Genomic DNA, 21,029 nt, shown 5'->3' on the forward strand with positions numbered 1-21,029 from the left:
ATGCATTCGAACCGAAGTTCAAATGTGTACTGCTTTGGTCACTCTTCAAGACTTTGATATTTCTTCTGCCTGCCGAAACAGGCTTCGATATCGTCTTGCGAGTGCCCACACAGATTGTCTGATAAATTGTTAAAGAGCGTTCGTTACCCGTTTGCCTTTCGGCGAATCTTACGGTAACGCGGGAGGCAGATAATACGCTTTCCCGCTGAAGAGTCAAGAGTTTCTTTGGTTTCTTTCGAAGTCAAAATCATTCTTTTCGCTTCCTGACCCGGCGAAGTCTGTTTCGTTGTTCCCGGTCAGTGGAGGCGCATTATAGGGAGTTCCTGACAGCCTGCAACCCCTAATTTGAAAAAACTTTTCAACCGCTCATTAATACGGCAAAAATCGCAAATATGGCGAAAAAGAAAACAAAAAGGGGGCGATTTCTCGCCCCCTTGAGGATTAACGATTACTGTCTGGCAATGATATGCCCGTTTTCCACATCTAAAGTAACAGGTACTCCCGGGATTAATTTGCCGGAAAGTATCTGCTGCGCCAGCGGGTTCTCGATTTCCTGCTGAATCGCGCGTTTCAATGGCCGTGCACCATAAACAGGATCAAAGCCGGTTTCCCCCAGGAACTCCAACGCAGGTTGAGTAATGGTAACCTGATAGCCACGCTCTTCCAGACGTTTATACAGCCGCTCCAGTTGAATACTGGCAATTGAGGCCAGATGTGCTCGACCAAGCGGATGGAAGACAACCACCTCATCTATACGGTTAATAAATTCAGGACGGAAGTGATGGCTAACAACCTCCATCACCATATTCTTCATTTCGGTATAACTTCTTTCACCGAAACGTTCCTGAATCAAATCTGAACCAAGGTTAGAGGTCATGATGACAACCGTGTTACGGAAATCAACCGTTCTCCCCTGCCCGTCAGTCAAGCGACCATCATCCAATACCTGCAACAAGATGTTGAACACATCAGGATGTGCTTTTTCCACTTCATCTAACAAGATTACAGAATAAGGACGACGGCGCACCGCTTCCGTCAGATAACCACCTTCCTCATAGCCAACGTAGCCCGGAGGTGCACCAACCAGCCGAGATACGGAGTGTTTCTCCATAAACTCTGACATATCAATACGCACCATGGCATCGTCGCTGTCGAACAAGAACGTGGCCAATGCTTTACATAATTCAGTTTTACCTACCCCCGTCGGGCCTAAGAATAAGAAGGAACCAATTGGCCGGTTCGGATCTGATAACCCAGCACGACTACGGCGGATAGCATTGGATACTGCTTCGACTGCTTCATCCTGACCAATGACACGTTTATGCAGGTCTTGTTCCATGCGCAGCAGTTTATCGCGTTCACTTTCCAGCATGCGTGATACCGGAATACCCGTCCAGCGCGCCAGGACATCAGCAATCTCAACCTCAGTGACACGATTGCGCAGCAACTTCATGGTTTTCCCTTCCAGCGCATTGGCTGCCGCTAGCTGTTTTTCCAACTCAGGGATTTTACCGTACTGAAGTTCTGACATCCGAGCCAAGTCACCCACACGTCGAGCCTGTTCTAAGGTAATTTTGGCCTGTTCCAACTCAGTCTTAATATTCTGAGTCCCAGTCAGTGAGGCTTTTTCAGCTTTCCACTCTTCCTCCAGCTCAGAGTACTCACGCTCTTTCTGCTCTAATTCGGTATTGAGCATTTCCAGCCGTTTTTTACTGGCGTCATCGGATTCTTTGTTCAGCGCTTGCTGTTCCAGTTTCAATTGGATAATTCGGCGCTCCAGCCGATCCAATGATTCTGGTTTTGAATCCATTTGCATACGGATACTGGAACCGGCTTCATCGATCAGGTCAATGGCTTTATCCGGTAACTGGCGATCCGAAATATAACGGTGCGACAGTGTTGCCGCGGCAACAATTGCTGGGTCGGTGATCTGCACATGGTGATGCAGTTCATATCGCTCTTTCAGCCCGCGCAAAATAGCAATGGTGTCTTCGACTGTCGGTTCCGCAACATAGACTTTCTGGAAACGCCGCTCCAGCGCCGCATCCTTCTCTATATACTGGCGATATTCGTCCAGGGTGGTCGCACCGACGCAATGCAGTTCACCGCGCGCTAACGCAGGTTTCAGCATGTTACCAGCATCCATCGCCCCATCGCCTTTCCCAGCGCCAACCATGGTATGCAATTCATCAATAAACAAGATCACACTACCTTCTTGTTTTGATAAATCGTTCAACACGCCTTTTAGACGCTCTTCAAATTCACCACGATACTTAGCACCGGCAATCAGTGAGCCCATATCTAATGACAGCACACGTTTATGTTTCAGGCCTTCAGGCACTTCGCCATTGACGATACGTTGTGCCAACCCTTCCACGATGGCGGTTTTACCGACACCGGGTTCACCAATTAATACCGGGTTGTTTTTGGTACGACGTTGTAACACCTGAATAGTACGGCGAATCTCTTCATCACGGCCAATCACCGGATCAAGTTTCCCCTGCTCTGCACGCTCAGTCAGGTCGATAGTGAATTTTTTCAACGCCTGACGCTGATCTTCGGCGCCTGGATCATCGACTTTGTCACCACCACGCATATTTTCAATTGCCTTATCTATTTTATCAGTTGTTGCACCGGCAGCCTTTAACATGTCAGTTAAGGTGCCGCGGTCTTCAAGCACTGCCAACACGAACAGTTCTGAAGAGATAAACTTATCTGCACGCTTTTGCGCTAACTTGTCACAAAGATTCAATACACGTACCAGCTCGTTTGATGGTTGAACATCACCGCCGGTACCTTCAACTTGTGGAAGACGACCTAAAGCCTGCTCAATGTCGCTGCGCAAACTGGCAACATTAATACCCGCCGAGGTCAACAATGGGCGAACCGTCCCCCCATCCTGATTGAGCAGTGCGCTCATCAAATGTAACGGTTCAATAAACTGGTTGTCGCGCCCAAGCGCTAAAGACTGGGCATCGGCGAGGGCAAGCTGGAATTTGCTAGTAAGACGATCCAGACGCATAACACCTCCGATATTGGTCAAAATTGCTACTGGAGATTAGATGAGGTCATCCCTCAAATTTTCAAGGTTATTTCGACACTATATTTAAAGTAATTCGTTATGCGTCAGCGGATCGTCCTAATTCAGTAGGTTATATCAGCCAGACTAAACTTGCCATACGTCCAGTGATTCCATCGCGCCGATAAGAGAAAAATTGCTGTTTTTCACTCACAGTACAGCGATTACCGCCATAAATAGCGTGAATGCCTGCAGCCTGTAGCCGCAAATGAGCCAATAGATAGATGTCAGCGAGATATTTAGTGCCTGAGGGAACAAAAGCAGAGGCGGATGCTGGGTCGATATTGATAAAGGCCTGTTTCACCTCTTCACCCACTTCGAACTGCTGTGGGCCAATGGCTGGGCCTAACCAGGCAATAATAGAAGCAGGGGCCGCGTTGAACTGCGCCAGCGTCTGTTCAAGGACGCCAGCACATAAACCACGCCAACCAGCATGTGCGGCCGCAACTTCATCGCCTGCTAATGAACAAAACAGGACCGGTAGGCAATCTGCGGTCATTACGGCACAAACTTGCCCGGCAACCCGGCTATAAGCCGCGTCAGCCTGTACATCAGCTACCGCCTTACCATCCAGATGCAGGACACGAGTACCATGCACCTGCTCCAACCAAACAGGCATTTGCGGCAAGCCAGCCAGTTCAACTAATCGCTGGCGATTAGCTGTCACACTGGCTGCAACATCACCAACATGGGTACCAAGGTTTAATGAATCATAAGGCGATTCGCTGATACCACCGTGACGGGTGGTGCTACATGCCTTAACACCGGCAGGCATCGGCCAGTCTGGAAGTATCAGTTGGGGACTCATTACCAATCCATCTGGTCTTTGAATTCTTCAGTATCAGCCTTCAGCGCATTTATCAGCTCAACCATATCTTCTGGTAATGCTGCATGCCATTCCATTTGGATACCACTGATAGGGTGATACAAACGCAGCATGGTTGCATGCAATGCCTGACGATCAAAACCACGCAGAATGGAAATAAAGGAATCAGAGGCGCCTCTAGGTGGGCGCGGACGGCCACCATAAAACTGATCACCCACCAGTGGATGGTTAATATGAGACATATGCACGCGGATCTGATGGGTACGGCCCGTTTCTAAACGCAAACGCAGGCGGGTATGGGCGCGGAAATGCTCCATAATCCGGTAATGGGTAGTTGCTGGTTTACCCATTGGGTGCACAGCCATGTGAGTACGCTTGGTGGAATGACGAGAAATTGGCTCATCGACCCGACCGCCCGCAGTCATATTGCCAATGGCTACGGCTTCATATTCACGGGTAATTTCACGCGCTTGCAGTGCTTCAACCAAACGCGTTTGTGCCGGAACCGTTTTTGCTACTACCATCAAACCAGTAGTATCTTTATCCAGGCGATGAACGATACCCGCGCGCGGGACATCCATGATTTCAGGATAATAATAGAGCAGCGCATTCAGAACCGTACCATCTGGGTTGCCGGCTCCGGGATGCACAACTAAACCACGGGGTTTATTAATGACCAAAATATCGTTATCTTCATAGACGATATCCAGTGGGATGTCTTGAGGCGCCCAGCGGGCATCTTCCTCAATTTGCGCGTCAATGGCGACGAGCTCACCACCCAACACTTTTTCTTTAGGCTTATTAATTGTTTTACCGTCGACTGTAACCCTGTCTTCCAAAATCCACTCTTTTATGCGAGATCTTGAATAATCAGGGAACAATTCGGCCAAAGCCTGATCTAACCGTTGACCGAGTTGAGATTCGGCCACCGTTGCGCTGAGTTGTACTTGTTGTGCCATATGCAGCTTCTTGTTCGTTAACGTTGGGTTTTGACGGCGATGCCGTTTAATATAATGTGCTATTGTATCTAGATCTTTGTCGGGAGCTTAACGGACAGTCTCCCGGAATAACACTTCGAGGATAATCAAAACGTCATGACGCGTATGAAATATCTGGTGGCTGCCGCCACGTTGAGCCTGGTGCTGACCGGTTGCTCCAGTAACAAGGACGTGGTTCCCGATAACCCGCCTTCTGAGCTCTATGCTACCGCTCAGCAAAAACTGCAGGACGGTAACTTTAAGGGAGCTATTACGCAACTAGAAGCGTTAGATAACCGCTATCCTTTCGGGCCTTACTCCCAACAAGTTCAGCTTGATTTGATTTATGCGTATTATAAATCTGCTGATCTGCCGTTGGCGCAAGCCTCAATCGATCGCTTTATGCGCCTCAATCCAACACATCCTAACATCGATTACGTATTATATATGCGTGGTTTGACTGACATGGCTCTGGATGACAGCGCATTGCAAGGTTTCTTCGGGATTGATCGTTCAGACCGCGACCCGCAACATGCCAAGGCCGCATTCCGCGATTTTAACCAGTTGATTCAAAACTATCCGAACAGCCAGTACGCAACTGATGCGCAAAAACGCCTGACGTTCTTGAAAAATCGTCTGGCCAAGCATGAACTGGCCGTGGCGCAATATTACACTAAACGAGGCGCTTACGTCGCGGTAGTTAACCGTGTAGAACAAATGTTGAGAGATTATCCTGATACTCAAGCAACCCGTGATGCGTTGCCATTGATGGAAAATGCTTATAAACAACTGCAACTCAATGCCGAGGCAGACAAAGTTGCCAAGATAATTGCAGCGAACCCAGCCTGATATTGTCTGGCTCGATAAAATAACAAACGGCAGCCTAGGCTGCCGTTTTCAATTCTTGCCTTACGGCAGATGTTCACTTTACTGGTGTAGGCCGAGAAAACTCACTGCATCAGACTATCGCGCTAATATCCTATCTAAAACAGAAAAATAACGCCGTTTTTAACTGAATGCAGGCAATATAACTTATCAATAATGCGGCATTATAATCAATGATTCAAGCCCCCAGCCGCTATTCCTGACGTTGAATCACAGTTCCCATGACCTTTGCAAAAAGTGACAAAAAAAAGTGACCTTGATCATACATTTTGTGAGAAAGAGAGGTATGCTGAAGTTATCCAAGACGGAGCAGACAGAGAGGTAAGTCATATGACAGTCAACATTACCAGTAAGCAAATGGATATTACCCCAGCAATTCGCAAGCATGTTGAAGACCGTCTCACCAAACTGGATAAATGGCAGGCCCAGTTAATAAACCCGCACATCGTACTGTCTAAAGGTCCACAAGGATTTGTTGCCGATGCAACTATCAGTACACCAATGGGGCCATTGGTTGCCAGTGCCAAACATGATGACATGTATGCTGCAATTAATGAGCTTATCACCAAACTAGAACGCCAATTAAATAAAGTGCAGCACAAAGGTGAAGCTCGCCGCGCAGCAAGTAGTGTTAAAGAAGCTAATCTGGAATCAGTAGATGTAGAGGAAGAAGAGTCCGAGCAAGAACAATAGCCGGAGCCATCCATCTCATTTCGGATCTAACGCGCCTTTGGGCGCGTTTTTTATTGACAGCAATTCAGGCTGGCGGTTAATTTAGAGTCTGATCAGTTTTAAGAACTGACTTTCTTTACTATTTATTTTCGTGGCAACACACTTACGAGTAAAACAGGTAACCAGTAACGATGATCAATAAAGTGTTTTTCTTCGCATTCTTTTTTACCTTCCCCTGATTGGGAGGCGTTTCGTCGTGTGATAAAGAATGCGAAGACGAACAACAAAGCCTCCCAAGCGGGAGGCTTTTTTTATGTGTATATCCTCGTCATACTTCAAGCTGCATGTGCATTGGCTACCTTCCTGCTGCTCGAATTATTTAGGGTATAATCATTCAGAAAAATAAGGCAAATCCCTATGACCGATAATCCATTACTGGTGCTACGTGAACGCATCAGCGCACTAGACTTAAAACTGCTCGCCTTGCTGGCAGAGCGGCGTGAATTAGCAGTGGATGTCGCTAAAGCTAAGCAGCTCCATCATCGTCCTATTCGCGATAAAGAGCGTGAACGTGACTTACTGGATGCCTTGATAACTGCCGCTAAGCCCTATGACCTCGACGGATTTTATGTCACTCGTCTGTTCCAACTTATTATCGAAGACTCGGTCTTAACTCAGCAGGCACTGTTACAACATCAGCTTAATCAAACCGCCCTGCATTCTGCCCGTATCGCTTTCCTGGGCCCAAAAGGCTCTTATTCACATCTGGCTGCACGTCAATATGCCGCTCGTCATTTTGAGCAACTGATTGAATGTGGTTGTCAGAAATTCCAAGATATTTTCACTCAGGTAGAAACCGGGCAAGCGGATTACGCCGTCTTACCGATAGAGAACACCAGTTCCGGCTCTATTAACGACGTTTATGATTTGCTGCAACACACCAGTTTGTTCATCGTAGGGGAAATAACCAACCCTATTGACCACTGTGTTCTGGTTGCAACTGAAACTGACCTGAGCAAAATCGAAACCGTATACAGTCACCCACAACCTTTCCAGCAGTGCAGCCAGTTCATTAATCGTTTCCCTCATTGGAAAATTGAGTATTGCGAAAGCACTGCTGCGGCGATGGAAAAAGTGGCACAAATGAACTCGCCAACAGCCGCCGCTCTGGGTAGTGAAGCCGGTGGTGCACTGTATAATTTGCAGGTGCTGGAACATAATCTGGCGAATCAGCAACAAAATATCACTCGCTTCATTGTTCTTGCCCGTAAGTCCATTGAAGTTTCAGAGCAGATACCGGCCAAAACCACCTTAATTATGGCGACGGGTCAGCAATCAGGGGCACTGGTTGAAGCACTATTAGTGCTGCGAGACCACGGTATCATCATGACGAAACTGGAATCCCGCCCGATTAATGGCAATCCGTGGGAAGAGATGTTTTATATTGATGTGCAGGCTAATTTACGGTCCGATTCGATGCAAAAAGCGCTGGCAGACTTAGCACCTATTACCCGTTCATTGAAAATATTGGGTTGCTACCCAAGCGAGAACGTGATTCCGGTCAATCCAAGTTAACGCAGCTTTAGAGATTCACAACGCTTAGGATTTACAAGGCCCAAGGATGGGCCGAGTAACAAGTGCAACCAATGACGGGTATGATTATAGCCGGCTATCGTTCGCCTGACGCAGCAATGAACGGCTCTCCACCAGAAAACGCTCTGCATAATCGCCAAACCAGTGCTCAACTTTCTGAAAACTTTGGACAAAGGCTTGTTTATCACTCTGCTCGAGCAAAGTAATCGCTTCACCAAAGCGTTTGTAATAACGTTTAATTAGCGCCAGATTATCTTCCGAAGACATAATAATATCGGCATAAAGCTGTGGGTCTTGCGCAAACAACCGCCCAACCATCGCCAGTTCCAGACGATAAATCGGTGAAGACAGTGCCAACAATTGCTCTAGCTGCACGTTTTCCTCAGCCAGATGTAGCCCATAGGCAAAGGTCGCAAAATGCCGTAATGCCTGAATAAATGCCATATTCTGATCATGTTCGACAGCGCTGATGCGGTGTAATCTTGCCCCCCATACCTGTAACTGCTCCAACAGCCACTGGTATGCTTGCGGGTCGCGACCATCACAATACACCACCACTTGCTTCGCCAGACTGCCCACATCAGGGCCAAACATCGGATGCAGACCCACAACCGGCCCTTCATGAGCAGCCAGCATGGCTTGCAGCGGCTTGTTTTTCACCGAAGCGAGATCCAATAAAATGCAATCTGGCGGTAATTTTGGCAATCGCCCAATCACTTCTTCAGTGATATGGATGGGTACACTAACAATCACCATACCAGCATCCGCCAGAATGGACTCAGCCTGTGGCCAGTCCTCTTGCTCCAGTGTTTTCACCTGGTAACCAGACAAGCCCAGCATGCGGCTAAATAAACGCCCCATCTGCCCTTGCCCACCGATAATGACTACGGGCCGCAATTGTGGGCACAAGGTTTTAAAACCTTTGTCATTCTCGCTGGTATAAGACTCTCGCATTATCCGACGCAATACGTCTTCAATCAAATCCGGCGGTACACCTAAAGCCTCAGCTTCCTGTCGGCGTGAGGCCAACATCAAAGCCTCACGATCTGGAACATAAATAGGTAAACCATAACGGCTTTTAACTTCACCTACTTCTGCCACTAAATGCAGGCGTTTAGCCAGCAAGTCCAACAGGGCTTTATCGACTTCATCAATTTGATCGCGTAAAGCGGTCAGTTCAGCCACCATACTTACTCTTCCTCTACAGTCCGTGCCGCCAGCACTGAACGCAATTCTTGATGCATGCCACGTAACAAGGTTTCGGTGCTTTCCCAGTTAATACAGGCATCGGTCACTGAAACCCCGTAGTGCATAGCAGTACGGGGTTGTTCAGATGACTGATTCCCTTCGTGGATGTGGCTTTCCAACATCACACCGGTGATAGAACGATTACCCGCCTTGATCTGTTCAACCACAGATTCAGCGACGGCAGTCTGGCGACGGTAGTCTTTATTCGAATTACCATGACTGCAATCTATCATTAAGGATGGAGTGAGTCCCGCATCCTGCATCTGTTTTTCACACTGAGCGACATCTTGTGCACTGTAGTTAGGGGTTTTGCCACCACGTAAAATCACATGACCGTGTGGATTGCCCTGGGTTTGCAACAAACAAACCTGACCGGATTGGTTAATTCCCATAAAGCGATGTGGCATAGCCGCAGCACGCATTGCATTGATTGCGGTGCCCAAACTGCCATCAGTACCATTCTTGAATCCAACTGGCATGGATAAACCAGATGCCATTTCACGGTGAGTTTGTGATTCAGTGGTACGCGCACCAATTGCTGACCAACTGAACAAATCACCCAGGTATTGCGGGCTATTCGGATCCAGTGCCTCAGTTGCCAACGGCAACCCCATACCCACTAAATCCAGCAGTAATCGACGGGCAATATGTAAGCCAGCTTCCACATCGAAAGAGCCATCCATTGCCGGGTCGTTGATAAGGCCTTTCCAACCGACAGTAGTTCTTGGTTTTTCAAAATAGACACGCATAACGATATATAAGCTATCACTCAACTCCGCAGAGAGTGTTTTCAAACGACGCGCATAATCCAGAGCAGCATCCACATCGTGGATCGAACATGGGCCACAAACGACTAATAAACGTGGATCTCGTCCTTGAACAATGTCAGCAATGGTTTTGCGAGCGGATTCAATCGCATACTGATCATTGTCGCTCAAAGGAAACTGGTTTTTCAGTTCTTCCGGGGTTATCAGTATTTGTTCAGCACTGATATGGACATTATTGAGCGCATCTTTTTGCATGATCATATTCTTTACCCTATCTCTGTTTAGCGGATGTCGTTTAGCGTATTTATCGTTTGATGGGGTACACAATACCATGACATGTAAAGTTTTCAATCCATATGTGTAAATAAATAATTACCACACTTTTACCGCCCTATTTCTGTCCGACTTTTGCGGTAAGTCGCAGTTTCCGCAGATGGTCCCAACCTCCCTCGGAGGCCATGATAGAATGCGGAAAATTTGTGGAGGCTGTATGTTAAGAGTCATCATCGTCGACGATGAGCAACCTGCGCGTGAAGATTTACGCGAAAGACTAAGTGAAGAACACGATATTGAGATCGTCGCCGAATGCAGTAATGCACTGGAAGCAATCCCTGCAATCCAGCGCTTACAGCCCGACGTGGTGTTTCTCGACATCCAAATGCCAAGAATTAATGGCCTGGAATTGGCATCAATGTTGAATCCAGAAAACATGCCACACATCGTGTTTGTTACCGCTTACGATGAATATGCTATCCGTGCATTTGAAGAGCACGCCTTTGACTATCTGTTAAAACCACTCGATTATCAACGGCTGGCAAAAACGCTAATACGCTTAAGACGCGGCCTTACCGTAAATAATAATTTACATAAAATCACTGAACCCATGCTGCGGCATATCCCCTGTTCCGGTCATAACCGTATTTTTTTGCTGAAAATTGAAGAAGTAGAATATCTAAGCTCTGAGCTTAGCGGGGTGCATGTCGTCGGGACAGTGCAATCAGGCTATACCCAGTTGTCACTCAAAACACTCGAAGAAAAAACACCATTTATCCGCTGCCACCGTCAATATATGGTGAATACTGAACAACTGGGAGAAATTCAACTGATGGATAACGGCTCAGCCGAAGTGATTACCCGTAGCGGTAGGCATATCCCGGTGAGTCGCCGCTACTTAAAATCACTGAAGGAGAAATTAGGTATTAGTTGAGAGATGTGGCAGTTAAAAATCACAGAAAATTCCCCGACCGATTGTACGCTTTATCAATGCATGCCAATCATTAACAGCATGGCGGTGCCAACGCAAAAGGAAAACCGCCCTCAAGTTATGATCCAATTGATAATATTAATGTGTTAAAACGGGAAATAATAAGTGTTATTAGAAAATTAACACATTAATTGAATACAATATTTATACATTATTTTCACAATCAGACCATATATCCCATAATTCCCTCCTCACGCCACTTTAATTAATTAGAAAAGTCTGGGCTGATATAAAAATAGAGGCAGATCTCAGATTTAATTAATTACATAACTAAACAATACTCCCTTGATATTAGCCAAGTTTTAATCAATACAATCTGTGCTCTGATAGAGAAAGTCGAGTAAGAGCCATGCTCATTGCTTAAAACCAGCAAATACCTAACCGAATTTCATTCATGTTGGAAGCAAGGGAACGTTATGATAACACTACAATTTATAATTATAATTATATGTCTACTACTGGGGACACGCTACGGAGGTATGGGGCTGGGGTTAATAAGTGGTATCGGCTTATTTATTCTAACCTTTATCTTTGGGCTTGAACCAGGGAAACCACCAGTAGATGTCATGCTCACCATATTAGCTGTTATTGGTTGTGCATCTGTATTACAAACTGCCGGTGGATTAAATGTAATGATGCAATTTGCCGAGCGCTTATTACGTCGGCACCCTCAGCATATTACGCTACTAGCTCCATTTACAACCTGGTCATTAACCTTTTTATGTGGCACCGGGCACGTTGTTTATACCATGTTCCCGATTATTTCTGATATTGCCATTAAGAAAGGTATTCGCCCGGAACGACCAATGGCTGTTGCATCCGTTGCTTCACAAATGGCTATTACCGCCTCACCCGTATCGGTAGCTGTCGTATCATTAGTATCAATTATTGGTGCCAACCACGGTATCGGCCATGCTTACAGCATTCTGGAGATTCTGGCCGTATCAGTCCCAGCCTCTTTAGTTGGGGTACTAATGGCAGCCTTGTGGAGTCTGCGTCGTGGTAAAGACCTGGATAAAGACCCTGATTTTCAAGAGAGAATTAAAGATCCAGAGCAACGCTCCTTTATCTATGGTTCAACAGATACATTATTGAATCAGGTTTTCCCGAAACAAGCCTACTGGTCTACCTGGATATTCTTCGCAGCTATCGCAATAGTGGTATTACTGGGCGCTTTTGCTGATCTGCGACCAGCCTTTGAAGTTAAGGGCAAATTGCAGTCACTGTCAATGAACCTGGTTATTCAGATGATGATGCTGATAGCTGGTGCGGTTATATTGATGGGCTGTAAAGTTAAACCCAGTGATATCTCTAACGGTGCCGTATTTAAAGCTGGCATGGTTGCTATCTTCTCGGTATTCGGTGTTGCCTGGATGAGTGATACCTTCTTCCAAGCCCATATGGGTGATTTGAAACTGGTATTGGAAGATGTCGTGAAAAGTAAGCCTTGGACTTATGCCATTGTTCTGTTCTTGGTTTCCAAACTGGTAAACAGCCAAGCGGCAGCATTAGCCGCCATCGCACCAATGGGCCTGCAACTTGGTGTTGATCCTAAAATGTTGATTGCCTTCTTCCCTGCAGCTTATGGCTACTTTGTTCTGCCAACTTATCCAAGCGACCTTGCTTGCATCGGTTTTGACCGTTCAGGTACCACCAAGATTGGTAAATTTATCATTAACCATAGTTTTATCATCCCAGGTCTTATCGGTGTTATTAGCTCGTGTATCACCGGTTACCTACTGGTAACGACCTTTATGTAATTACTCGGTATACAGATGATATGCAAAGAGGCCAGTCCATTGTGAACTGGCCTCTTTAATTGTGTGGCATAAGAATTTCATGCTGTGAACAAAATATCTGTTTTTATTATTTTATTACTCACAGTAAAAAGTTGATACACTCTTTTTATTACATTTTAAGAATTAACTCATCGGAAAAACCTTCTTATTATAATTAATTATTCAATCCGAAATATCTTCTGATTTAGTTGGATCACAACTGCTACAATGCGGGCCGCAGCACAAAAATCATTTTTTTCACCATGGGCCTATTATGTTTTCTTTGCGTCATACCAGGGCGTTGCCGTTTTATCTCAGCGCAATCGCTTTATCCCTCATCAGCACTTCAGTTCTTGCTGATGGGACTGTTTTTACTGCCTTAGATGATCCAGCTACAGCCAAGAAGAGCTTTGATGGTACTGTCGAGGCTGGCTATACCGCACAATCAGGTAATACCACTAACTCAACGTTGACCGCTAACTCAACGTTAACCTGGTTCCAACCTAACACCGCCTATAGTTTGTGGGGAGCCGCACGTAATACCAGCGCTAACAATCAACGCTCTTCCGAACGTTACCAGCTAGGCGGGCGTACCCGCTATAATCTGACTGACAGTAACTACCTGTTCGGGCAAGCCAGTTGGCTGAATGATCGCTACAACGGTTTTGATTCCCGGTCGGTATTAACTACCGGTTATGGCCGCCAGATTATGACCACACCGTTGCACAACCTACGGGTGGAATTTGGTCCCGGTGTTCGCCACGATGAATTTTATGGTGGTGGTCGAGCCACTAAAGCATTGGCTTATGGCGGTGCGAACTATACCTATCAACTAACTGATAATACGGTGTTTAGCGAAGGGGTTTCCGCATTAGCGAACGAAGAAACTACACTGAACTCTGAAACTGCGTTAAATGTTGCCATCAATAAAAGTTTCGCACTGCGCCTAGCTTATGTTGTGACTTATAACACTAAGCCACCTGCCAGCGCGCCTAAAAATACTGATACCACAACATCAATAACTCTGGTTTACGGCCTGTAATCATCTATTAGTCTCTTTAGCGTGGTGTGATGCCACGCTAATTATCTCAGTTCGCCTTCCCCCACTTATCGCGCTGAAATCTCTGTCGTTTTTTTGTCATCATTGAAATAAAAAAAGGGGTCAGCCGATGGCTAACCCCTTCATAACTATTAACTTTTGGATGCAGCGCTAGCTGTATCTTAGTTAAGACGCTCTTTAATACGAGCAGACTTACCAGTACGCTCACGCAGATAGTACAGTTTCGCTTGACGAACGGCACCACGACGTTTCACAGTAATGCTGTCGATTACTGGGGAGTGAGTTTGGAATACACGCTCAACACCTTCGCCGTTGGAAATTTTACGAACGGTGAACGCAGAATGCAGACCGCGGTTACGAATAGCGATAACCACGCCCTCGAATGCCTGCAGACGCTTTTTAGAACCTTCAACAACCCATACCTTCACTTCCACGGAATCACCCGGACGGAATGCAGGTACGTCCTGCTTCATCTGCTCTTGTTCGATTTGCTTGATAATATTGCTCATAATAAGTCTCTTACCCTAGGTAAACTGATATATCAGGAAGTTGGCACGCGGCACAACACTCCTTTCATAGTTCTGTTGCTTCAGGGCTTGTGTTCCCGTTGGAACTCAGCCAGCAACACCATTTGCTCGTCAGTCAGAGCTAGGCTTTCTAGAAGTTCAGGTCTTCTAAGCCAGGTACGGCCCAGCGACTGCTTTAAGCGCCAGCGACGAATCTCGGCATGGTTGCCCGACAGTAATACTGGCGGAACTTCCATCCCTTCTAACACCTCAGGACGAGTGTAGTGTGGGCAATCCAGCAATCCATCAACAAAGGAATCTTCCTCTGCTGAAGCCTGATGACCTAGCACTCCCGGGATAAAGCGGGATACTGAATCTATCAGAGCCATTGCCGGCAGCTCTCCACCGCTGAGAACGTAATCACCAATTGACCATTCTTCATCAATTTCGGTTTTCAGTACGCGCTCATCAACACCTTCGTACCGACCACATACCAGAATCATCTTCTGATTGGTAGCCAGTTCGCAAACACCCTGTTGGTCCAGTTTGCGCCCTTGAGGTGACAGATAAATCACCTTTGCTCCCTCGCCTGCCGCTGCTTTTGCTGCATGAATGGCTTCCCTTAGCGGTTGCACCATCATCAGCATTCCCGGGCCACCGCCGTATGGGCGGTCATCCACGGTACGATGCCGATCGTAGGTAAAGTCACGAGGACTCCAACACTGCACGCTCAGCAGGCCATTTTTTACTGCCCGGCCAGTTACCCCGTAATCGGTTATTGCGCGGAACATCTCGGGAAACAGGCTAATAACACCGATCCACATCGTTTTGTTCCACTCACTTTTGCCGTTTAATTCGGAGGTCAAAAACCAGGATCCCAATCTACCTCAACACGTTGAGCAGTGAGATCGACTTTCTTGATAACCTGCCCATGAAGAAACGGGACCAACCGCTCCTTCATACCGAATGCATCTTTCAGGTTTGCCTTCACTACCATCACATCGTTAGAACCGGTTTCCATCATATCGATGATTTTACCCAGTTCGTAACCCGTGGTTGTTACTACCTGACAGCCCATAAGGTCTTTCCAGTAGTAATCATCCTCTTCTAGTGCGGGTAGTTGCTTGGAATCTACGATAATTTCGCAATTAGTCAGTAAATTCGCGGCATCCCGATCGTCAACACCTTTAACTTTGATGATCAGATCTTGACTGTGGCGCTTCCAGTCTTCCAACTCGACATGCTGCCACTTACCGGCCTGCTGGATAAACCACGGCTGGTAATCAAAAATGCTTTCGGCGTTTTCGGTGGATGAAAATACTCTGAGCCAACCGCGAATGCCGTAAGTTGAACCCATTTTACCGAGTACAATCGGCTGATCGGGAACCACTGGATTGAGTTGCTTGCTCATAATAACCACCACCGCGACAGATTAAGCTGCTTTCTTAGCGTCTTTGATCAGCGCAGATACGCGATCAGAAACTGTTGCACCCAGGCCAACCCAATGTTCGATACGGTCCAGGTCCAAACGCAGAGCTTCAGCCTGACCAGCTGCGATCGGGTTAAAGAAGCCTACACGTTCGATAAAACGACCGTCACGAGCATTACGGCTGTCGGTCACTACTACTTGATAGAACGGACGCTTTTTAGCGCCGCCACGAGCCAAACGAATTGTTACCATAACATCCTCTTTAGTTAATAAAACAACTGGACCCCATCGGGGAACGGGGTCCAGTTGCAATATAAAAAGCCCGAAAATTTTACTCATTTTGGCGCAAAAAGCAATCTAAAGCGTAGATTCCTGTGCGCTAGTTTTGGAATGAGTACAGTTTTCTTCGTTTACCGCCGTTTTCAGCGGGAAATCATTACTCATCTCACACGGTTAACACCACTGCGTGAAATATACCCTTCGTACTTGAAACCACAGGGTTGTTGGCTGCGCGCACTAACCCGAATCATTTACTTGAGTAAGTTCATCGTGATTAGTTTACTGGCCGCCTACCTGAAACCCCAAATCACTTTGGGTATGACGTTTAGCGGCCTGGGAAACCCGGTGGCATCATACCCTTCATGCCACGCATCATTTTAGCCAAGCCACCATTCTTCATTTTCTTCATCATGCGCTGCATTTCATCAAACTGCTTAAGTAAGCGGTTAACATCCTGTACCTGCACGCCAGAACCAGTAGCAATACGGCGCTTACGCGAGCCTTTGATGATCTCTGGTTTAGCACGTTCTTTCAGCGTCATCGAATTGATGATGGCCTCCATACGTACCGTCACCTTATCGTCCATCTGCGATTTCACGTTTTCTGGCAACTGACCGGCACCCGGCATTTTACTCAACATGCTGGCCATACCGCCCATATTGCGCATTTGCTTCAACTGATCAAGGAAGTCGTTGAGATCGAAACCATCACCTTTTTTCAGCTTGGTGGCTAGTTTCTCCGCCTGTGCACGGTCAACTTTGCTTTCGATATCTTCAATCAGCGACAGCACGTCGCCCATCCCCAGAATGCGTGAAGCCACGCGATCCGGGTGGAATGGTTCCAGTGCGTCGGACTTTTCACCCACGCCCAAGAATTTAATCGGCTTGCCGGTAATATGGCGGATAGACAGAGCCGCACCACCACGAGCATCACCATCAACTTTGGTCAGCACCACACCCGTGAGCGGCAACGCTTCGTTGAATGCTTTCGCCATGTTTGCAGCATCCTGACCGGTCATTGCATCGACGACAAACAAGGTTTCAACCGGATTAATCGCGGCATGAATCTGTTTGATCTCGTCCATCATCGCTTCATCGACGTGCAAGCGACCGGCGGTATCGACAATCAGAACATCATAAAACTTAAGTTTTGCCTGTTGCAGGGCACGATTAACAATATCAATCGGCTTTTCTTGTACATCAGACGGGAAGAAATCAATATCAACACCCTGTGCCAGCGTCTCCAACTGTTTGATCGCCGCAGGGCGATACACGTCGGCAGACACAACCAGCACTTTTTTCTTCTGTTTCTCTTTAAGGAACTTACCCAGTTTGGCCACACTGGTGGTTTTACCCGCCCCTTGCAGACCGGCCATTAACACCACTGCTGGCGGTTGAGCGGCCAGATTCAGTTCGTTATTGACCTCACCCATGGCGGTGATAAGTTCATTTTTAACTATTTTGACGAATTCTTGGCCTGGTGTGAGGCTTTTATTCACCTCATGCCCGACAGCACGCTCTTTTACCCGGTTGATAAAGTCACGAACCACCGGCAGGGCTACGTCAGCTTCCAGTAACGCCATGCGCACTTCACGCAGCGTTTCTTTAATATTTTCTTCTGTCAGCCGGCCACGGCCGCTGATATTGCGCAGTGTGCGCGACAATCGATCAGTTAAGTTCTCAAACATTGTCTCATACTCAACGTGGAAACAGGCCGCTCTGGCGACACAATGGGGGGATTATAACACGAAGCTTAAACGATCTCTGCTCTCACGTCGGAGAACGGTTGGAGAGGAACGCGCTCAACGCTATACTGGCTATCTAATTCACTTAGCCGATGCTCATATACCGCTATGCCCGTGTTCTCCATTTTGGCTTTGATCGCTTATTTGCTCAGCCTGGGCCTGATTGTCCCAAGCTTGGTGCAGAAAAATAGTGCTTACCGGCGGTTAGCGCTGGTTTCTGCCGTCGTGGCTCTAGTGTGCCATGCTATTGCTCTGAAGCATCAGATTTTTGATGTCGGTGGGGGCCAAAACCTCACTTTATTGAATATTGGCTCCATCGTGGGGTTGATGATCTGCACTATCATGACTATCGTCGCCTCACGGGGGCGCGGTTGGTTCTTGCTGCCGATTGTCTATAGCTTCGCCATGATCAACCTGGCCCTTGCCAGTTTGCTACCGGGCGAGTTTATTACTCATCTGGAAACCAGCCCCACCATATTCGTTCACATTGGGTTGGCGCTTTTTGCTTACGCGACACTTATTATCGCAGCGTTATATGCATTACAACTGGCTTGGCTCGATTATCAGTTAAAGAATAAAAAACTGACATTTAATGCAGACATGCCACCATTAATGAGTATTGAGCGTAAAATGTTCCATATCACCCAAATTGGGGTGGTATTACTGACACTGACGCTGTGTACTGGTTTACTTTATATGGACAACATATTTAGTAAAGAAAACGTCCATAAAGCGGTGTTATCGATCATGGCCTGGTTTGTCTATATTGTTCTATTATGGGGCCATTACCATGAAGGCTGGCGTGGGCGTAGAGTGATTTGGTTCAGCTTCGCTGGTGCATTTCTACTTACGCTGGCCTATTTTGGCAGCCGCTTGGTGCAGGAAATTATAGTTCCTTAATCATCCTCTCCATCATCAGCGTATGGATCAGTTGAACTGACAGAGCCACCATCGCCATTAAGGAATACAGTGTTGGATCACGTATCAACTAGCACGCTGATCATTATTCTGGTCATTATGGTCGTGGTCTCGGCTTATTTTTCTGCCTCCGAAACCGGTATGATGACCCTTAACCGCTATCGTTTGCGCCATTTATCCAAACAGGGTAATCGCGCCGCACGGCGAGTTGAGAAACTACTAAGACGTCCCGATCGCCTGATAAGTCTGGTGTTAATCGGCAACAACCTGGTTAATATTTTGGCATCCGCCTTGGCAACTATTGTTGGTATCCGCTTATACGGGAATGCCGGAGTCGCAATAGCAACCGGAGTGCTGACTTTTGTGGTGTTGATTTTTGCTGAGGTGATGCCGAAAACTATCGCGGCACTTTATCCTGAACGTGTCGCCTTCCCCAGCAGTTTCTTACTGGTTCCCCTACAGAAAATTATGCTGCCACTGGTATGGTTGTTAAATACCATTACGCGCGCGCTGATGCGTCTGTGTGGCATTAGAGGGAATGTTCACAGAAGCGATGCCGTCAGCAAAGATGAATTGCGCAGTATTGTGAATGAATCCCACTCACAAATATCCCGCCGTAATCAAGATATGTTGATATCGGTACTGGACTTGGAAAAAGTTACAGTTAGCGACATCATGGTGCCACGCAATGAAGTGGTCGGTATTGACATCAATGATGACTGGAAGTCAATCATGCGCCAGTTAACCCACTCACCACATGGGCGCATCGTGTTGTATCGCCAGTCATTGGACGATGCCATCGGCATGTTACGTGTGCGGGAAGCCTATCGATTGATGACGGAGAAAAAAGAGTTCAATAAAGAGAATTTGCTGCGCGCAGCTGATGAAATTTACTTTATTCCAGAAGGCACACCACTGAATGTGCAACTGGTGAAATTCCAGAGAAATAAAGAGAAAGTCGGCATGATTGTCGATGAATATGGTGATATTCAAGGGTTGGTGACAGTTGAAGATATTTTGGAAGAGATCGTTGGCGACTTTACCACGTCAATGTCCCCAACACTGGCAGAAGAGGTCAATCCGCAAAGCGATGGTTCAGTACTCATTGATGGTAGCGCCAGCGTTCGCGAACTGAACAAAGCATTCAACTGGTCACTTCCGATCGATGCCCGTACCATCAATGGCATGCTGCTGGAAGAGCTACAAGAGATCCCACAGGTAGGTGCTCAGGTCCGTATCGGCAATTACCTAATTGATGTTCTGGATGTACAAGAGAACATGATTAAACAGGTGCGAGTCGCCCCCATAGTGTCTCAAGGCAGCTCCGCATAACTGCGTAACCAATGCGGCTAGCGAACATAAAAAAGACGCCTTATCAGCGTCTTTTTTGCATTAGCCTATCGAAAACTAAATATGTAATTCAGATAGTTTTTCTTTCGGCAGCGCCAGTTCTTCGTTGTGATTGATACGTACATCACGATCAAGGATACCTTTGGCAATCGCCTGAGCCTCCTCCAGTGAGTGCATATGATAAGTACCGCACTGATACTCATTCAGTTCAGGAATTTTCCGTTGGTCGGTTACCTTCAACACATCCGCCATTGCCGCTTTCCAGGCATTAGCAACGCGTTGCTCATCCGGCGTACCAATCAGGCTCATATAGAAACCGGTACGGCATCCCATTGGCGAGATATCGATAATCTCAACACCGTTGCCATTGAGGTGGTTACGCATAAAACCGGCAAATAGATGCTCCAGTGTATGAATCCCGCGTTCCGGCATCACTTCTTTATTTGGCACACAGAAGCGCAAATCAAATACAGTTATCTCGTCGCCATGAGGGGTTTTCATCGTCTTAGCAACACGCACAGCCGGTGCTTTCATAATGGTATGGTCTACGGTAAAGCTATCCAATAATGGCATTTAGTCACCTCCTCATAAAAAAATAATTTTTTATCTGATCTTTTTTCGCAATCCGTGAAACTTTTTCGAATCCTGTGCGTC

General features: G+C 46.9%; 19 protein-coding genes and 1 other annotated feature. Of the genes, 8 read left to right on the plus strand and 11 right to left on the minus strand.

All coding sequences use genetic code 11. From position 1 onward, the window contains the following. Positions 1 to 448: 448 nt before the first annotated feature. From clpB to rluD, 3 genes are all read right to left on the minus strand, one after another. A complete protein-coding gene (gene clpB, locus V1955_RS17500; protein WP_372558124.1) occupies positions 449 to 3,022 on the minus strand; it encodes an ATP-dependent chaperone ClpB in 2,574 nt (857 codons plus the stop codon). Positions 3,023 to 3,152: 130 nt separating this feature from the next. Next, positions 3,153 to 3,887 carry a purine nucleoside phosphorylase YfiH gene (yfiH, locus tag V1955_RS17505; protein WP_420073588.1) on the minus strand — a complete coding sequence of 245 codons (735 nt, stop codon included), beginning with the start codon at positions 3,885 to 3,887 and terminating at the stop codon, positions 3,153 to 3,155. Then, positions 3,887 to 4,864, minus strand: a complete 978-nt coding sequence (gene rluD / locus V1955_RS17510; protein WP_083160215.1) for a 23S rRNA pseudouridine(1911/1915/1917) synthase RluD — start codon at positions 4,862 to 4,864, stop codon at positions 3,887 to 3,889. The genes yfiH and rluD overlap by 1 nt, the downstream gene beginning before the upstream one ends. A gap of 135 nt (positions 4,865 to 4,999) precedes the next feature. On the opposite strand from rluD, the gene bamD reads away from it, so the two are divergent. The 3 genes from bamD (at position 5,000) to pheA (ending at position 8,014) form a co-directional block, all read left to right on the plus strand. Next, positions 5,000 to 5,731 (plus strand): outer membrane protein assembly factor BamD, encoded by a 732-nt coding sequence (gene bamD, locus V1955_RS17515; protein ID WP_032905545.1) that lies wholly within the window; start codon positions 5,000 to 5,002, stop codon positions 5,729 to 5,731. A gap of 366 nt (positions 5,732 to 6,097) precedes the next feature. Next, positions 6,098 to 6,460 (plus strand): ribosome-associated translation inhibitor RaiA, encoded by a 363-nt coding sequence (raiA, locus tag V1955_RS17520; RefSeq protein WP_083160217.1) that lies wholly within the window; start codon positions 6,098 to 6,100, stop codon positions 6,458 to 6,460. Positions 6,461 to 6,629: 169 nt separating this feature from the next. Beyond that, positions 6,630 to 6,754: a sequence feature (Phe leader region), on the plus strand. 102 nt (positions 6,755 to 6,856) lie between these two features. Continuing rightward, positions 6,857 to 8,014, plus strand: coding sequence for a bifunctional chorismate mutase/prephenate dehydratase (gene pheA, locus V1955_RS17525; RefSeq protein WP_083160219.1), 1,158 nt, complete (start codon positions 6,857 to 6,859; stop codon positions 8,012 to 8,014). Positions 8,015 to 8,098: 84 nt separating this feature from the next. Here pheA and tyrA read toward each other — a convergent pair whose 3' ends face one another. Further along, positions 8,099 to 9,220, minus strand: coding sequence for a bifunctional chorismate mutase/prephenate dehydrogenase (gene tyrA / locus V1955_RS17530; RefSeq protein WP_083160221.1), 1,122 nt, complete (start codon positions 9,218 to 9,220; stop codon positions 8,099 to 8,101). Positions 9,221 to 9,222: 2 nt separating this feature from the next. Continuing rightward, positions 9,223 to 10,302 carry a 3-deoxy-7-phosphoheptulonate synthase gene (locus V1955_RS17535; protein WP_083160223.1) on the minus strand — a complete coding sequence of 360 codons (1,080 nt, stop codon included), beginning with the start codon at positions 10,300 to 10,302 and terminating at the stop codon, positions 9,223 to 9,225. Positions 10,303 to 10,537: 235 nt separating this feature from the next. On the opposite strand from V1955_RS17535, the gene btsR reads away from it, so the two are divergent. The 3 genes from btsR to V1955_RS17550 all read left to right on the plus strand — a co-directional run bounded on the left by btsR (position 10,538) and on the right by V1955_RS17550 (position 14,131). Next, positions 10,538 to 11,254: a two-component system response regulator BtsR gene (gene btsR / locus V1955_RS17540; RefSeq protein WP_083160225.1), complete on the plus strand. Its 717-nt coding sequence runs from the start codon at positions 10,538 to 10,540 to the stop codon at positions 11,252 to 11,254. A gap of 473 nt (positions 11,255 to 11,727) precedes the next feature. Continuing rightward, positions 11,728 to 13,071 (plus strand): anaerobic C4-dicarboxylate transporter, encoded by a 1,344-nt coding sequence (locus tag V1955_RS17545; RefSeq protein WP_372558120.1) that lies wholly within the window; start codon positions 11,728 to 11,730, stop codon positions 13,069 to 13,071. Positions 13,072 to 13,363: 292 nt separating this feature from the next. Beyond that, positions 13,364 to 14,131 carry a DUF481 domain-containing protein gene (locus V1955_RS17550; RefSeq protein WP_083160229.1) on the plus strand — a complete coding sequence of 256 codons (768 nt, stop codon included), beginning with the start codon at positions 13,364 to 13,366 and terminating at the stop codon, positions 14,129 to 14,131. 179 nt (positions 14,132 to 14,310) lie between these two features. On the opposite strand, the gene rplS is transcribed toward V1955_RS17550, so the two are convergent. From rplS to ffh, 5 genes are all read right to left on the minus strand, one after another. Next, positions 14,311 to 14,658 (minus strand): 50S ribosomal protein L19, encoded by a 348-nt coding sequence (gene rplS / locus V1955_RS17555; RefSeq protein WP_005182038.1) that lies wholly within the window; start codon positions 14,656 to 14,658, stop codon positions 14,311 to 14,313. 80 nt (positions 14,659 to 14,738) lie between these two features. Further along, positions 14,739 to 15,479 carry a tRNA (guanosine(37)-N1)-methyltransferase TrmD gene (gene trmD / locus V1955_RS17560; protein WP_005182033.1) on the minus strand — a complete coding sequence of 247 codons (741 nt, stop codon included), beginning with the start codon at positions 15,477 to 15,479 and terminating at the stop codon, positions 14,739 to 14,741. A 38-nt stretch (positions 15,480 to 15,517) separates the two neighbouring features. Beyond that, the gene (rimM, locus tag V1955_RS17565; RefSeq protein WP_032905542.1) at positions 15,518 to 16,066 is read right to left on the minus strand and encodes a ribosome maturation factor RimM; all 549 of its coding nucleotides are present in this window, start codon (positions 16,064 to 16,066) and stop codon (positions 15,518 to 15,520) included. Between the two features lie 21 nt (positions 16,067 to 16,087). Continuing rightward, positions 16,088 to 16,336 carry a 30S ribosomal protein S16 gene (rpsP, locus tag V1955_RS17570; protein ID WP_005182026.1) on the minus strand — a complete coding sequence of 83 codons (249 nt, stop codon included), beginning with the start codon at positions 16,334 to 16,336 and terminating at the stop codon, positions 16,088 to 16,090. 352 nt (positions 16,337 to 16,688) lie between these two features. Next, positions 16,689 to 18,050, minus strand: a complete 1,362-nt coding sequence (ffh, locus tag V1955_RS17575; RefSeq protein ID WP_442821230.1) for a signal recognition particle protein — start codon at positions 18,048 to 18,050, stop codon at positions 16,689 to 16,691. Between the two features lie 165 nt (positions 18,051 to 18,215). Between ffh and V1955_RS17580 the strand changes: the two genes are divergently transcribed. Next, positions 18,216 to 19,007, plus strand: coding sequence for a cytochrome C assembly family protein (locus V1955_RS17580; RefSeq protein ID WP_083160235.1), 792 nt, complete (start codon positions 18,216 to 18,218; stop codon positions 19,005 to 19,007). Positions 19,008 to 19,079: 72 nt separating this feature from the next. After that, positions 19,080 to 20,357: an HlyC/CorC family transporter gene (locus tag V1955_RS17585; RefSeq protein ID WP_193784716.1), complete on the plus strand. Its 1,278-nt coding sequence runs from the start codon at positions 19,080 to 19,082 to the stop codon at positions 20,355 to 20,357. Between the two features lie 75 nt (positions 20,358 to 20,432). On the opposite strand, the gene luxS is transcribed toward V1955_RS17585, so the two are convergent. Beyond that, positions 20,433 to 20,948, minus strand: coding sequence for an S-ribosylhomocysteine lyase (gene luxS / locus V1955_RS17590; protein WP_083160240.1), 516 nt, complete (start codon positions 20,946 to 20,948; stop codon positions 20,433 to 20,435). Between the last annotated feature and the right edge of the window lie 81 nt (positions 20,949 to 21,029).

The sequence above is a fragment of the Yersinia sp. 2545 StPb PI genome (assembly GCF_052217125.1).
GTDB classification, from domain to species: Bacteria; Pseudomonadota; Gammaproteobacteria; order Enterobacterales; family Enterobacteriaceae; genus Yersinia; species Yersinia enterocolitica_E.

Coding starts and splice junctions, on each gene's coding strand:
- clpB (WP_372558124.1), bottom strand. CDS start 3,022: ATGCGTCTGGATCGTCTTACTAGCAAATTCCAGCTTGCCCTCGCCGAT.
- yfiH (WP_420073588.1), bottom strand. CDS start 3,887: ATGAGTCCCCAACTGATACTTCCAGACTGGCCGATGCCTGCCGGTGTT.
- rluD (WP_083160215.1), bottom strand. CDS start 4,864: ATGGCACAACAAGTACAACTCAGCGCAACGGTGGCCGAATCTCAACTC.
- bamD (WP_032905545.1), top strand. CDS start 5,000: ATGACGCGTATGAAATATCTGGTGGCTGCCGCCACGTTGAGCCTGGTG.
- raiA (WP_083160217.1), top strand. CDS start 6,098: ATGACAGTCAACATTACCAGTAAGCAAATGGATATTACCCCAGCAATT.
- pheA (WP_083160219.1), top strand. CDS start 6,857: ATGACCGATAATCCATTACTGGTGCTACGTGAACGCATCAGCGCACTA.
- tyrA (WP_083160221.1), bottom strand. CDS start 9,220: ATGGTGGCTGAACTGACCGCTTTACGCGATCAAATTGATGAAGTCGAT.
- V1955_RS17535 (WP_083160223.1), bottom strand. CDS start 10,302: ATGCAAAAAGATGCGCTCAATAATGTCCATATCAGTGCTGAACAAATA.
- btsR (WP_083160225.1), top strand. CDS start 10,538: ATGTTAAGAGTCATCATCGTCGACGATGAGCAACCTGCGCGTGAAGAT.
- V1955_RS17545 (WP_372558120.1), top strand. CDS start 11,728: ATGATAACACTACAATTTATAATTATAATTATATGTCTACTACTGGGG.
- V1955_RS17550 (WP_083160229.1), top strand. CDS start 13,364: ATGTTTTCTTTGCGTCATACCAGGGCGTTGCCGTTTTATCTCAGCGCA.
- rplS (WP_005182038.1), bottom strand. CDS start 14,658: ATGAGCAATATTATCAAGCAAATCGAACAAGAGCAGATGAAGCAGGAC.
- trmD (WP_005182033.1), bottom strand. CDS start 15,479: ATGTGGATCGGTGTTATTAGCCTGTTTCCCGAGATGTTCCGCGCAATA.
- rimM (WP_032905542.1), bottom strand. CDS start 16,066: ATGAGCAAGCAACTCAATCCAGTGGTTCCCGATCAGCCGATTGTACTC.
- rpsP (WP_005182026.1), bottom strand. CDS start 16,336: ATGGTAACAATTCGTTTGGCTCGTGGCGGCGCTAAAAAGCGTCCGTTC.
- ffh (WP_442821230.1), bottom strand. CDS start 18,050: ATGTTTGAGAACTTAACTGATCGATTGTCGCGCACACTGCGCAATATC.
- V1955_RS17580 (WP_083160235.1), top strand. CDS start 18,216: ATGCCCGTGTTCTCCATTTTGGCTTTGATCGCTTATTTGCTCAGCCTG.
- luxS (WP_083160240.1), bottom strand. CDS start 20,948: ATGCCATTATTGGATAGCTTTACCGTAGACCATACCATTATGAAAGCA.